General features: G+C 42.0%; 8 protein-coding genes and 1 tRNA gene. 6 read left to right on the plus strand and 3 right to left on the minus strand.

The annotated features are described in order from the left end of the window. Positions 1–221 precede the first annotated feature (221 nt). Positions 222–905: a response regulator transcription factor gene (locus G6N79_RS06630; RefSeq protein ID WP_103906892.1), complete on the minus strand. Its 684-nt coding sequence runs from the start codon at positions 903–905 to the stop codon at positions 222–224. Next, entirely contained in the window at positions 895–2,241 is a 1,347-nt protein-coding gene (locus tag G6N79_RS06635) for a sensor histidine kinase (protein WP_160003761.1), read from the minus strand. The genes G6N79_RS06630 and G6N79_RS06635 overlap by 11 nt, the downstream gene beginning before the upstream one ends. 106 nt (positions 2,242–2,347) lie before the next feature. On the opposite strand from G6N79_RS06635, the gene G6N79_RS06640 reads away from it, so the two are divergent. Further along, a complete protein-coding gene (locus G6N79_RS06640; protein WP_234993220.1) occupies positions 2,348–4,723 on the plus strand; it encodes a TonB-dependent receptor in 2,376 nt (791 codons plus the stop codon). Between the two features lie 402 nt (positions 4,724–5,125). Here G6N79_RS06640 and G6N79_RS06645 read toward each other — a convergent pair. After that, positions 5,126–5,199 (minus strand) — tRNA-Gln (locus tag G6N79_RS06645). A 262-nt stretch (positions 5,200–5,461) separates the two neighbouring features. On the opposite strand from G6N79_RS06645, the gene G6N79_RS06650 reads away from it, so the two are divergent. The 5 genes from G6N79_RS06650 to G6N79_RS06670 all read left to right on the plus strand — a co-directional run bounded on the left by G6N79_RS06650 (position 5,462) and on the right by G6N79_RS06670 (position 15,484). After that, entirely contained in the window at positions 5,462–8,485 is a 3,024-nt protein-coding gene (locus tag G6N79_RS06650) for a glycosyltransferase family 117 protein (RefSeq protein ID WP_103906894.1), read from the plus strand. A 198-nt stretch (positions 8,486–8,683) separates the two neighbouring features. Beyond that, a complete protein-coding gene (gene pyrR / locus G6N79_RS06655; protein WP_103906895.1) occupies positions 8,684–9,229 on the plus strand; it encodes a bifunctional pyr operon transcriptional regulator/uracil phosphoribosyltransferase PyrR in 546 nt (181 codons plus the stop codon). 22 nt (positions 9,230–9,251) lie between these two features. After that, positions 9,252–10,187: an aspartate carbamoyltransferase catalytic subunit gene (locus tag G6N79_RS06660; protein ID WP_103906896.1), complete on the plus strand. Its 936-nt coding sequence runs from the start codon at positions 9,252–9,254 to the stop codon at positions 10,185–10,187. Between the two features lie 540 nt (positions 10,188–10,727). After that, complete coding sequence (locus G6N79_RS06665; RefSeq protein ID WP_103906930.1) at positions 10,728–13,757, plus strand: tetratricopeptide repeat protein; 3,030 nt, start codon at positions 10,728–10,730, stop codon at positions 13,755–13,757. Positions 13,758–13,768: 11 nt separating this feature from the next. Further along, positions 13,769–15,484, plus strand: a complete 1,716-nt coding sequence (locus tag G6N79_RS06670) for a TonB-dependent receptor (protein WP_103906897.1) — start codon at positions 13,769–13,771, stop codon at positions 15,482–15,484. The last annotated feature ends 11 nt before the right edge of the window (positions 15,485–15,495 follow it).

The raw sequence follows: 15,495 nt of genomic DNA on the forward strand, positions 1-15,495 counted from the left end.
ATTGTATGTTTTTTTTCTTTGAGTGCAAAATTCGCCAATAAGCGTTTATTTGGTAGTTTTGCACCAAATGTTTGCTCTAAATAGCTATTATTTGAAAAAAAAGCAGCAGCTAGTAGATGTAAAGATTGTTTTAAAGGGGATTGAAGGGGGAGGATGAAGCTGAATTTTTATTGTGAATATTTTTTAAATATATGTTCTATGAAAACTATCATTTTTTGAGATTAAAAATTCACTTTAAAGCCAATTCCCCTAATTGTTTCTATAATTAAATTTTCATCTCTTTGTAAATACTTTCTCAATCGAGAAATGAATACATCCATGCTTCGACCTGCAAAGAAGTCATTGCTTTGCCATACCTCCTTTAATATATCATCTCTTGCAATCAGTTGGTCTTTGTGCTGAATAAGGTAAGAAAGCAATTTGTTTTCTCTTTCAGTTAATTGGATGGAACCGCTTTGAGGGTGTGTTAACAACATTTTTTCTTGGTCAAAAGTATAATTGCCTAAAGGAATAATTTGATGCAACGTCGGCTGGATTTTTGTTCTTTTTAAAATATTGTGGAGACGTAAGGTCAGCTCTTCTGGGTCGCAAGGCTTGGTCATATAATCATCGGCTCCGATCTTCAAACCTGTTAACTTATCGATTTTCTGGTCTTTGGCAGTTAGAAAAAGGATTGGCAGTTTGGGATATGAAGAAAGGAACAATTCTGCTAGCTTAAACCCATTCATATGAGGCAGCATGACATCCAAAATTGCAATATCATATAAAGAAAGGGAATCAAGTCTATCCAGCATTTTACGCGGATCATCTATCCATTCCACACTCATATCGGAATATTCCAGGTATTGCTGCAACATTGCTCCAAAGTCGGGATCGTCCTCAACTAATAAGACTTTATTTTCCATACGGCAAAACAATTAAGAATTCTGAACCTAGATTAATTTGGCTCTTTACTTTGATATCTCCATTGAATTGATCTACCACCCTTTTCACGATGTTTAGTCCTAATCCAAGACCTTTAGTATTATGGACATTGTCCCTTTGTACACGATAAAATTTCTCAAAAATATATGGCAATTCATCGGCATCAATTCCCTGTCCATTATCTACAACCTTGACATTTAACATATCATCAATAAAATCAACCGCAAGACTTACCTGAGTCGCTCCATATTTGAAACTGTTTGTTATCAAATTACTAATGATGGTTTCAAATAAAACCTTATTAACTTGAATTGTCTGTTGAGGAAAAGATAATAGATTTACTTGCCCGTTTAATTCAGTTGTCTGCAAATCGGATAATAAGTGGTTGATGTCATTTAAACCATAATCACTTTTTTCGGTTGTTACATCAGGATCAGTTAGTGGTTGTAATAATTTCTCCAATCGAAGTATCTGACGGTCTAAAATGGAGAAATTACTATCACTATGTCTTTTCTGCAAATTAATTGATGCTAACTTCATAGTAGAGATAGGTGTTCTCATTTCATGCGAGACATTGTCTACCATATCATGGAGAACCAAAACCTGTTTCTTCTGTTTAAGAAGATTTTTATAAGTTATATAGAATATATAAAGAATGGCTATAAGAATTAGGAAGGAAGCTACAACAAACAACAATAATTCACTAAATAAAATCCAATACAAGTTAGCTATGATAAAAGTAGTTTTTCTTGAAACCAAAAAACCATAGCTTATGATTTTTTTATCTTCGTTAACCTGTTCATTTATCCTTTCTTTTTCTGAAGTTGACTTGGAATAGGACATTTCCCAGGTACCACTAGTTAGAGAATTTTCCAGCCCTTTAACTTCTGAAGATTCATAAATTGTGATGTTCTTATTAAGAAGATTTCGATTTTTAGTATTAGAATATATTGAGGTTAACTCTTTTTTCACCCCAACTTGATAGCCAAGGTCCATGAATAAGCTATCTACATATTTTTTTAATTTCCTAGATACCGTATCTGAACGATCATTGTAAAATCTTCGAACACTATCCTCATTGATTTTATTTTCATCTAATGCAGCAAATAATTCTACATAGCTTTTGTTCTTCATGTAATAAGAATCATCGAATTTATCTACGTCATCTTCTAAGTTCTTTAATTTTACACGAACAGTCTCGACAATCTCCTTTTGCTTCAATGCATAACTATTGACCAGAAAATAAACCTGCATACCGACCAATACTGTAAAGAGTAGCAAAAATGACAGGATATATATAATTGGCCTTTTGTTCATAGCACAAATATAGATTAAGGAATTCAACATTAATGTACATTAACCTCTCATTAACCGTTTGTTAACCATCGTTTCAAAGCCCATTCATCAATTTTGAAAAAAAACTATGATGAGATTCGTTTTAATGCTACTATTATTTCCTCTATCACTGGGTGCTCAAGAGATAATGCTCAATGGTCGTGTGTTTTCTGAACTACAAAAGCCGATCAATTCGGCTACCATCACTTTTAAAGATATCCAGACAAAACAACCCCTAACATCTGCAGTTTCTAACAATGATGGAACCTTTAAAGCAACTTTCAAAGCTCATGACAGTTTGATATTGGAAGTTTCGCATTTAAGCTTTGAAAATTACACTGAGGTCCTATCCCCAAATTCTATCGATAGTTTGCTGATTCAACTGTATGCTAAAGGTAATCAGTTAGAGGAAGTTTCTGTCATTGGCAAAAAACCATTAATAACCCGCAAGATTGATAGATTGGTTTTTAATGTCGAGAATAGCAATATTACTTCACTTAACAGCTGGGAAATACTTAAGAAAACTCCATTGGTCAGTGTTCATGGTTCAACAATAAGTGTAAGAGGTAATTCCAATGTTAAAATACTTATTAATGAAAAACCTGTGATGCTGAGTGGTGAAGAGCTAAAGGCATTATTGGAAAGTAACAACGGAACTGATATCGAAAGTATTGAGGTTATTACAAATCCGCCCGCAAAATATGAAGCATCTGGTTCTTCAGTCATTAATATTAAAATGAAGAAGACTAATTTATATGGCTATAAAGGTGTTCTCACAGCAAGACACACGCAAAGCGACTTTGCAAAAGAATTAATTGGGATCAGTAATTTCTTTAGGTCTGAAAAATGGAACATCAAGGCTACCTACAATTTCATCAGTGGAACATATGCCCGATACGGGACCGATTTTATTTATTATCCAAAGGACGAAACGGAATGGAAAACAGAATTGAACAGGGTAGACCACGCAAAGAAACAAAACAGCTATTCAATTGGGGCCGACTACTCAATCGATAGTACAATAACCCTTTCTTTTGGAATCGATGGATATTATGACCCTAAAACTTATGGATATTATAATGTACCAACTAATATTTCAAACAATAGTGGAACTGTGATTTCTAGATATCAAACGCTCAATGACCATATCCGAACTAATAAGAATAATAATTTCTATACCCAATTAAGTAAAGTATGGTCAGAAAACAAAAAGCTGGATTGGACAAACTATGCCTCCTTCAGCAACAGTACTCATTGGCAAGATATACAGACCCATCTCAACTTTTTAAATGAGCCAAAGGACACATCTCATTTTAGTACTGATAATATAAATAAAATCCAGATGTATGCAAGCCAAATGGACCTATCAAATTCATGGAAAGGGGTTGGTTTGGAGTATGGTGCGAAATACAGCTTCGTTAAGACCCAAAGTGATTTGCAATTCCAAGAAATGGGTAATGGAACTATGCAACATATACCTGAAAAAAGCAATCTCTTCAATTATAAAGAACATAATATATCAGCCTATGCATCAGGTAGCTATTCTTATAAAAGATGGCAGTGGAAAGTAGGATTGCGAGCTGAACAAACTTTGTTAAATGGTACTGTTGAACCAAGCCTGGATATTAATAAACAAAATTATCTAGAATTTTTTCCTACTTTCTACATGCAATATAATCTTGAAAAAGCCGGGCAGATAGGTTTTTCATATGGAAAGCGGATCAGCAGACCTTCATACACTTGGTTGAACCCTGCAAAGTCATTTTACAACCTTTTCTCCTATTTTCAGGGAGACCCCAGACTTCGAGCAACCCTTGGCCATAATCTCAGCTTGAATTACACCATAAAGAATTGGAATATCGACCTTTTCTATCAATATGAAAAATGGCCAAATATGGAAATTTCATTTCAAAACAACGAGACAAATGAGCTGGTCTATAAATATACCAATATCCGAAAAAGAGAGTTGGGTGGTCTGAGTATAAACAAGAATTTTTTGCTCTACAAATCTTGGCAACTTCAGACGGATCTAACCGGTTATTTCCATGAAAACCAATTCATTGGAATGGATCAACAATTATACTTTAATAATGTATTCTTTTTTAACAGTCGAATTAATACGAGTCTGGTTATTGACCCGAAATCTAAGTGGAATTTGGAGGTTGGATATAACTTCTACTCTCCTTCTATCCAAGGTCCATTCACGATATCATCTTTTTCCAGTACGTATTTAACAACATCAAGAAAATTCTTCAAGGAACGGTTAGAGCTCGGTCTTTCCTTTATGGACATTTTTAAAGATGAAGGGACCACTATCAGAACGCGTTACGCCGATCAAAACAATTACTTTTTAGATTATGCTGATGCATGTAGAATTGTCGGAACCCTTAAATATTCCTTCGGGAACCAGACTTTGAAAAATGGAAAGTCAGTGAAACAGGCAGAAGAAAGAGGAAGGTTTTGATCTTTAAAAATAATACTTATATGGTAAAATAAACCTATATATGGATTACCGGGCATACAAATAAAACATATTAGTGATCCACTTAAAGTATGGAAATAACTACTTCAACAGTATAAATCGAAAAATATCAGGGGATATAATGTTTAAAAATATTGAATACCGGGAAAAGTCTACCTGGCTGCGTAGTTGCGGGTTAGAAAGCCGAAACTTTCAATCTCGAACTAAGCTGAGCAACTGCCATTTAATATTTTTTAAATATTAAAAAATGAAATAAAAAAATGAGTATTGAAGGCAGTTTCCTTGCCAGAATTAGCAGAGGAATTTCCAAAAATTCCCGGCCGCCCGCCGGGGCAAATTTTGGGGCGAAAAAAAAAGCTTCGATTTTCATCGAAGCTTTTCGTTTGGTTGCCCGACCTGGATTCGAACCAAGACAAACGGCACCAAAAACCGTCGTACTACCATTATACTATCGGGCAATCCTTTTATGTTTTGTCGCTAGGTTGTTCCCTTTTGACGATGCAAATATACGTCGAGTTTTCTATTCTGCAAATAAAAAATACGTTTAATTATTAAATATACTGATTTTCAGTCCAATATTTTTTCACGTTATCGGTGCTGTTTGGTATGTCAACGGCATTTGCTGGATTTTAAACGGATAAATTAGAAACTATTTCGGCAATTATAATTTGTAATCCTTATTTTCGAAGCAGATTTATTAGAAAAACCTTCTATATTTTTATGAACTATAACAAAATCAATAATCTGTTGGGATGGGCGGTAGGAATCATCGCTACCTTGACATACATATTGACACTAGAAAAGACAACGAGTTGGTGGGATACCGGTGAGTTTATTGCATCGGCGTATAAATTGCAGATCGTGCATCAACCTGGAGCACCATTATTCTTGATGATCCAGAACCTGTTCTCGAATTTTGCGATGGGTGATAACACGCGGATTGCCTACTGGATGAACATCGGATCTGCAGTATGTAGTGGATTGACCATTACCTTCCTCTTCTGGACGATCACTGCTTTGGCGAGAAAAGCCTACCTGCACTTGAATAAAGAAGAAGTCCTCAACCAGGCCAACCTGATCAAGATCATGGGTGCTGGCGTTGTCGGAGCTTTAGCCTATACCTTTTCCGATACATTCTGGTTTTCAGCGGTGGAGTCCGAGGTATATGCGATGTCTTCCCTGTGTACAGCAGTTGTATTCTGGGCCATCCTGAAATGGGAAGCACGTGCCGATGAGCCTGGTGCCGACCGTTGGTTATTATTGATTGCGTATGTGATGGGACTTTCCATTGGGGTTCACCTCTTGAACCTTTTGGTTATTCCGGCAATTGCCTTGGTGATCTACTTCCGCAAAGCGAAGCAGGTGACCGGTATGGGGGTTGCCAAAGCCTTACTCTTGGGGGTTGTCGTCCTGGGTTTTGTGCTGTGGGGCGTTATCCAGTATGTTATTAAGTTTGCCGCATTCTCCGACCTGTTTTTCGTGAACAGCCTGGGTATGCCATTCGGATCCGGCGTGACTTTCTTTGCGCTGTTGTTGGTTGGTCTATTGGTATTCGGTCTGTGGTATTCCCACAAGAACCTGAAATATATATTGAACATTTCCCTGTTAAGTTTGGTGTTGATCCTTTTCGGATACAGTTCATTTTCCATGATCCTGATCCGTGCAAAAGCAGATCCAACCTTGAATAACAGTGATCCTGACAATGCCTTTACGTTCTTGAGTTACCTGAACCGGGAGCAGTATGGTGATGAGCCGTTGATGAAAGGTCGTTATTTCGATGCGCAGCCAACGGAAATCTTCAACACGGGCAATGTGTACCGTAAGGACGGTAATAAATATGTCGTTGCCAAACAGAAATTCGATTATAAATGGAGCCGGACAACCTTGTTTCCGCGTATCTATTCCGATAAACATTCCGGTTACTACCGTGATTTCTTGAACCTTGGACCAACGGAAGAACCTACCATGGTGGATAACCTGAAGTTCTTCTTCGGTTATCAGATCGGGGAGATGTACAGCCGTTATTTCATGTGGAACTTTGTGGGTCGCCAGAACGATCATCAAGGGCCGGGATCCTTCTCCGAAGGAAACTGGATCTCCGGGATCAAACCTATCGACAACATTCGATTGGGCGGTCAATACGCCCTTCCGGAATCCGAGAAAAACAATGCCGGTCGAAATACCTATTTCTTCCTGCCGCTGATCTTGGGGATCCTGGGTGCCATTTGGCACTTCAATAAGCAGCAAAGAGGAGCAGCCGTTGTTGCCCTATTGTTCTTCTTTACGGGATTGGCCATCGTGCTATACCTGAACCAAACACCAATGCAGCCACGTGAGCGTGATTATGCCTATGCAGGATCGTTCTATGCATTCTGTATCTGGATCGGTTTCGGCGTGATTTGGCTTGCCGACCTGATCGGTAAAAAGGTGAATACCAAGAACGCTGCAATCGGCGCAACTGCCGTAGCGACCTTGGCCGGACCGGTATTAATGGCTAGCCAGAACTGGGATGACCACGACCGCTCGGAGAAATTCCTTGCCCGGGATATGGCAAAGAATTACCTAGAATCCTGTGCACCGAATGCAATCCTCTTCTCCTACGGAGATAATGATACCTACCCGCTATGGTATGTTCAGGAAGTCGAAGGCTTCCGTACGGACGTTCGCGTCGTCAACCTTAGTTTATTGAGCTCCGATTGGTACATGCGTCAGATGATGCAGAAAGTGAATGACGCTGATGCGTTGCCGATCAACATCGATCCGGAAAAAGTAAAGGATGGTGTCCGTGATGTCATCTATTACAACGATCTGAATATCCCGGGACACGTGGATGTGGAAGACCTATTGACGATCATGCTTTCCGATGATCAGCAATATAAGGTGCAACTGCAGAGTGGCGACTGGGCCAATATCCTGCCGACCAAGAAAATGCAATATAAAGTGGACAAACAAGCTGTCCTAGCAAATAATGTGGTACCTAAAGGATGGGAATCAACCATCGTCGATACCATGCAATGGACATTCCCGGGCGGTATCATCAGCCGTGCGGACCTTTCCATCATGGCGATCTTGGCGAACAACAACTGGAAACGTCCGGTTTACTTCACGACGACCACACCTGAGGAAAACTTTATCGGCCTTGGAAAATACATGATCTCCGAAGGTTTTGCCATGCGCCTGATGCCGGTGGATACCGGTGCTGAAGGGGCAGATGGCAGCTTGGTGCTGGATGCCGAAGGTACCTATAACAACATCATCAATAAGTTCCAATGGGGTAATATCGCTCATGCGAAATACCTGGATCCGGATTCCTACCGCTACATCAGTATGTACGCAGGAACCATCTTCGGTGAGACCGCGCAGAAACTGATCTTCCAAGGGAAACAGGATATGGCGAAGAAATTGGTGAACAATGCCTACGAAAACCTACCGAAGAAAGTGTACCTGATGTCTGAAGCATTTTCGTATGCTTCCCTGATCGATGCCATGTATAAAGTAGGGGAAGTGCAGAAAGCCAACGAGATTGCAAAACGCAATTTGACGTTCATCCGTGAGAATATGGCCTACTACATGAACATTGCCGAAACCAAGCCGAATTTGGAAACACGCAACATGCGCTTTGGTTTGGCAGCCATTCAGAATTACCAGCGTATCCTGGAGGCCGCACAGCAGAAAGAGCTGTTGAATGAGGTCAACAAGATCTATGAGGTGTACAGACCATTGTACGAAGCCGCACAGAACTAACGCATACCAAAGATATAGGCAACCCGCCGTCTCCGCCCTGATCAAGAAAGCTTCAGGATAGAGACGGCGGGTTTCTTTTTTGGTGTCTTCAATTTCCGGTAATCGGCATCCATTTCCACGGATTAATTTCCCAACAGCGCTGTCATTAATTACGATTTTTGGAAAAAATGCCTTACTTTTGCCTAAATAAATCCATAGATGAAACAATCGATATTATTAGATGGACCGAAGTTTCAGATTACGCTCAAGCGATTGTCTCAACAATTAATTGAGAACCATGGGGATTTCTCAAATGCCGTAATCATTGGAATTCAACCGCGCGGGACCTATTTAGCACAACGTTTAGCAGAAGAGATCAAGGAAATGACCGGAGCCGTGGTGCCCGTTGGCATCCTGGATATTACCTTTTACCGGGATGACTTCCGGATGAAGGGGGCCAGCCCATTGGCAGCCAACAGTACCGTGATCGACTTTATCATTGAAGGAAAGGATGTCATCCTGGTGGATGACGTACTGTGGACCGGAAGGACTATCCGTTCGGCCATGGATGCTATTCAGGCGTTCGGCCGTGCAAACCGCATTGAATTGATGGTATTGGTGGATCGCCGCTTCTCGCGCCAGATCCCGATCCAACCCGATTATATCGGTATCCAAGTGGATTCTATAGATTCGCAAAAAGTAATTGTGAGCTGGAAAGAGGTGGATGAAAACGATAGTATCGTGCTGATCACCGAGAAGAAATAGTCTTAGTTTTATTGTTTTACACATGTCAACAACCGAACAACTGAGTACCCGCCATTTATTGGGTATAAAAGATCTGAATAGCAACGATATCCAATTGATCCTGGATACCGCCGCCAACTTTAAGGAAGTCCTGAACAGACCGATCAAGAAGGTTCCATCCCTGCGTGATATTACCATTGCGAATGTGTTCTTCGAGAACTCCACGCGGACAAGACTGTCCTTCGAGCTGGCAGAAAAGCGCCTCTCTGCGGACATCGTGAACTTTGCAGCTTCATCATCTTCCGTGAGCAAGGGCGAGACCCTGATCGACACGGTAAACAATATCCTGGCGATGAAGGTGGATATGATCGTTATGCGCCACCCCTATGCGGGCGCCGGCGTATTTCTGAGCCGCCATGTGGATGCCCAGATCGTCAATGCTGGAGATGGTGCACATGAGCACCCGACACAGGCCCTTCTGGATTCTTTTTCCATTCGCGAGCGATTGGGCGATGTGGCTGGAAAGAAGGTCGCTATCATCGGTGATATCCTGCATTCCCGTGTTGCACTGTCCAATATCCTATGCCTACAGAAGCAGGGTGCGGAAGTGATGGTGTGCGGACCAACGACGCTTATCCCTAAATATATTACCTCACTTGGTGTGAAGGTGGAGCACGATCTGATGAAAGCCCTGAATTGGTGTGATGTCGCGAATATGCTGCGCATCCAATTGGAGCGTCAGGACATTGCTTATTTCCCTTCCCTTCGGGAATACTCCATGTTGTATGGATTGAATAAGCAGATCTTGGATTCCTTGGATAAGGAAATCGTCATCATGCACCCCGGACCGATCAATAGAGGGGTGGAGATCACCTCCGATGTTGCGGATAGCAGCCATTCCATTATCCTGGACCAGGTTGAAAATGGGGTTGCCGTGCGTATGGCAGTGCTCTACCTCTTGGCTGGAAAAAGAGGATAGAAAACAAAAGACCTTTTTAGTATATACGAAAGCCCTTCGGACCGAACCCGAAGGGTTTTTTGCTGCGCGGAAATTTCATTTGAACGTGCTGATTTAAAGAGGTTTCATCTTAAGTTCACTTCGATTTAAGGTCTACGTAATACGCAATAGCTATAATACGCTATATAAGATTATGGTTTCTGCACAACAACATCAGGACATGATTCTACCGTCCTACAGGGGGTTGGCCCGGGGTGCTTATTCCTTTAGTACGGGATGGCCGGTGTGCGAGTTTTCCCTCGAAAAGTTCTTCCCGAAAATGGGGATCCGATTATATCAAAAAAGATACTTTTCGCAAGACTTCATCGTTTTCATACGGGCGGGGAATGTGTTGTGTTAAATAACGTTAAAAGCCCTAGGTTATTAACAGTTGTTAAGAACTTTTGAGGAAAACATACAACTTATACACTAATTTCGTAGGTTGAAGGAATTGTATCATTTCGCCAGTGGAATGGTATGTTTTTAATAGAAAAGGATTCATTTAAAGGAGTATTCAATCATATGTATAAAAAAATTTACCAGGCAGGAATAGCCTTAAGCTTGATGAGTACGCCCGTATTGGCACAGCACTCGGCATGGCAGGAGGTGAACAAGGCCTATAAGGACGGACTGGAGCTTTATGAGAGAGGGAAATTCAGTTCAGCGGCGAAGCAATTCGACAAGTTTGAGGAGATCCGTACGAAGTCGACGCTGCAGCTAGATGAGACTGAAGAGCTGTCGTTATTGAAAGAAAACGTTCGTTATTACCAAGCGGTGTGTGCCCTGGAATTGGGGGAGAGCGATGCAGAAGGACGTTTCTTGAAATACCTCCGCGATTACCCGGCAAGCTCCAACTCCAAAGCGGCATATTTCCAAATCGGTAAATCATATTATGCGAAGAAAGATTATGCCAAGGCAATCGAGTGGTTCGAAAAAATCGATGGCAATAATCTAGCCGGAGCGGAAAACACAGAATACCGTTTTAAATTGGCCTATGCCAAATTCATGACCGGCGATTATGAAGCCGCAAGACCGGTATTCAACGAGTTGAAAGATAAGGGCGGACAGTACCAAGAGGCTTCCATCTACTATTCAGCCTACCTGAGCTACCTAAATCAAGAATACAAAACAGCATTGAATGAGTTTGAGCGCCTAGAAGGGTCGAAAACTTATGAAAACAGCTACCCATACTACATCACGGCACTATACTTCTTAGATAAGCGTTACGATGACGTATTGGCCTATGCACTGCCAAAATTGGAGTCCACCAAGCAGGAAAGTGAAACGGAAATGCTCCGCATTATCGCTGCGACCTACTTTATCAAGGGTGACCTCGATAAATCCAAGGATTACTACGATAGATTCCAGGCACAGGACCAAGGGAAGACACAAAACAACCAGGACAGCTACCAGATCGGTTATATCAACTACAAGCTGGGTAACTACGAAAAGGCGATTAGCGAATTGGAAAAATTGGAAGAACCGGATGCGTACTTCCAGAGTGCCATGATTACCTTGGGTGATGCCTTCCTGAAAACCGGAAATAAACAGAGCGCAAGAAATGCTTTCTTCCGTGCATCGAAATTGGATTTCGACCCACAATTGAAGGAGGAAGGTTTATTCAACTATGCGAAGTTATCCTATGATCTGGAATTCCACCAGGTTGCATTGGATGCCATCAATGAATATATCGCAACCTACCCAAGAACCCGTCGTGCGGAAGAGGCAAAGACCTTATTGGCCGAGGTGTTGTTGAGCACGAAGAACTACCGCGCAGCGGTAGACGTGTTGGAAGATTTGCCAAACAGAGGTCGGGATGCGAATGCAGCCTACCAGAAAGTAACCTATTACCGTGGTTTGGAATATTACAACGAGCGTGCCTTTGAAAATGCAATCTCCATGTTCATGCGTTCCGAAGCGAACCGTTATGATGAGGAGATCTATGCGTTGGCAACGTATTGGAAGGCCGAAGCGATGTATGAGGTTCGGAAATACAAAGAGGCCGTAGCCGCCTTCAACAGATTCCTTTCCTTGCCGGCAGCGCGTAAGACAGATGTGTACAATTATGCCAATTATGCTTTGGCATACGCGGCATTCCGTGCGGATAACTACAGTACGGCGGCCAACTATTTCGAACGCTTCCTGGCTAGTGGTGGTAAGGATGGTATCGACTTGAATACGCGCAATGACGCTATGGCGCGCGCTGCGGATTCCTACTTGGCCATCAAAAATTACAGCAAAGCGGCCAACTATTACGATAGATTGATCGCATCAGGAGCACAGAGTCAGGATTACGCACTTTTCCAAAAGGGGATCCTATTGGGCTTACAGGGTGATAACAACGGTAAAATTTCCACACTGAACACCGTGATGTCGAAATATCCGAAATCAAACTATGCCGATGATGTAGCCTTTGAAATCCCGTATACCTATTTCTTGATGGGGGATCACGACCGTGCCATCACCGGGCTGCAGAAAATGGTGGAACAATACCCGAGAAGTTCGTATGTGCCAAGAGCACTGACGACCATCGGTTTGGTACAGTACAACAAAGACGAAAATGATGCCGCTCTTGCGACCTTCCAACGTGTGGTAAACCAATATCCGACAACGGACGAGGCTAAGCAAGCGTTATCATCCATTGAAAATATTTATTTGGATCGTGGTGATGCATCGGGTTATATCCGTTATGCTACCGGAACGAATATTGGTGATTTGAGCACGGCTGAGCAAGATGCCCGTACGTTCTCCATTGCCCGTACGTTATTCGACCGTGGAAACTGGCAGGCATCCGTGGAAGCCATCAATGCCTATTTCGATAAATTCCCGAAACCGATCCAAGAGAAACATGCCCGTTTTATCCGTGCGGAAAGTAATGCGCAATTGGGTAAGGACAAGGAAGCCATGCATGATTTCAATATCATCATGAACGACTGGACCTCGGCGTATACCGAGCGTACCTTGATCTCCGTAGCGAAATTGCACCTGCGCAACAACGCCTACAATGAAGCCGTACAGGTTCTGAAGAAACTGGAATTGACTTCCGAATACAAAGAGAACTACGGTTGGGCGGTGAACAATTTGTTGACCAGTTATTTCAACATGGGCGACTATGCAGAAACGCTGAACTATGCGAACATCATCAAGAAGTATGAGAAGTCATCGGAAGAGGATATCGCTAAGGCGCACCTGTATGCGGCGAAGGCTTACCTATCGACAAGTAAAGGTGGCGAAGGTATGAAAGAATTGAACCTTGCGGCATTGAAGTCCAAAACAGAAACCGGAGCGGAAGCCCGTTTCTTAGTGGCAGAACAACAATTGAAGAACAAGAATTACGATGGTGCTATCAAATCAGCATTTGATATTTCCGACTCCTTCTCTTCTTACGATTACTGGGTAGCAAAAGGCTTTATCATTATGGCCCAAGCGTACCAAGGTAAGGGCGATAACTTCCAGGCGAAATCAACGCTGGAGAGTGTGATCGACAATTACGAGAATAAGGATGATGGAATCTTGGATGAGGCGACAAAACTATTGGAAAAAATTAAATAAGAATAGGACAGATGAAGTTGAACAAAGTTTTTAAAAGATCAACCATATTAACTTTATTATTAAGTGCTGGTTTCGGGGCCTATGCGCAGAAACGCGATACCGTAGACCGCCCAGTAACCTTAGACTCTTTTGATATCGTACGTGATTACAGACCTATTCTTGCTGATGCGGTAAAAATCCGCCGTAGCCCTGATATGGCCAACAAGCGTGAGTACATGCCTAAACTTAACTATGGAAATGTACAGGATAAGAAATTGGATATCAATACGGGATTGAGCGCCCTCCAGGTGATGGAGACGCCATTCTCGAAGATTGCCGATTACAAGAGCAATTACATCAAATTTGGTGCGGGTAACTTCAATACTATTCTAGGTGAAGCGTACTTTGCCGTAGAGGATTATGAGGATATCCGTTTCGGTGGTTTTGCGAAGCACCTGAGCCAGAAGGGTAGCCTGGAGGATCAAAAGTTCTCCAAACAGGAAGTGGGTATCTTCGGACGCCGTATTTTCCCTATGTTTACCGTAGATGGCGTGATCGGCTACAATGGTTTCGGAACCCGTTTTTATGGAATTCCAACCACTGTTGACAATATTTCATTGAACCCATCGCGTGAGGCGCAACGTTTCAATGATATCTACTTTACAGGTGAATTGACCAGCAATTTCGACCCAGAGAACGAAGATGCATTAAGTTATTCCGTAAAGGCAGATGCCTATACGTATAACGATAAGTACGAGGCAAGGGAAAGTTCCATTGCGCTATCGGGATACCTGAACAAACGCTACAGAGCATTCAATGCCGGAGCGAATCTATCCTTGGATTACAATACCATTAAAGGTGTGAACACACCAGACGCGAAGTTGAATAACTCCGTGGCGAACATCAATCCATACATCCGTTTCAAAGGGGAGAACTACAACATTACCTTGGGCGCGAACATTGTTTCTGAATTTGGCGACAGCTCCCGTTTCAATGTGTTCCCAGAAGCAGAGATTGACTTCGCTTTGGCACCGGGTTACTTCTACATCTTTGGTGGGGTTACTGGCGGTGTGGAAAAAGGATCTTTCCGCGACTTCACGCGTTTGAATCCATATTTAGGTTCCAATTTCAATATCCAGAATACCATCGAGCGGATGAATATCTATGGGGGTATCAAAGGGAATGCAGGAGCAACCTTTGGCTATAAGGTAAAAGGTTTCTACCGGAAGGTAGAGGGCTTGGCCATGTTCGTGAACAATGCCACGACGCCATTCAATTTTGACCTGGTCTATGACGGAAACGGCGATGACGCGGTGAAACATGTCGGTATCGAAGGGGAGATCAATGTACGCCTATCGGCCCTAGTGAACTTAGGTGGTCGCTTGAACATTGACCAATACACCATGGTCAATCAGGAGGAAGCTTGGCACATGCCAAAGATGAGATTGGCAGCAAATGCGCGATTCAATATTTCAGAGAAATTATTTATCGATGCTGAGGCCCTATTCCATGGGAATTCCTACGCGAAGGAATACACCTATTTGGATGCAACCACAGTACCTACGGATTATAAGAAAGCGACAGTTGCGTCGTTCTTTGATTTGAGTGCTGGTGCAGAATACAAGGCCACCAAGCAATTAGGGATCTTTGTGAAAGCGAACAACATGTTAAATACGGAATATTCTCGCTACCTGTATTATCCGAAACTAGGATTTAATATTTTAGGTGGTGTAAATTTTTCTTTTTAATCGAACAAACT

It is taken from the genome of Sphingobacterium lactis (genome assembly GCF_011046555.1).
In the GTDB taxonomy this organism is placed as follows: Bacteria; Bacteroidota; Bacteroidia; order Sphingobacteriales; family Sphingobacteriaceae; genus Sphingobacterium; species Sphingobacterium lactis.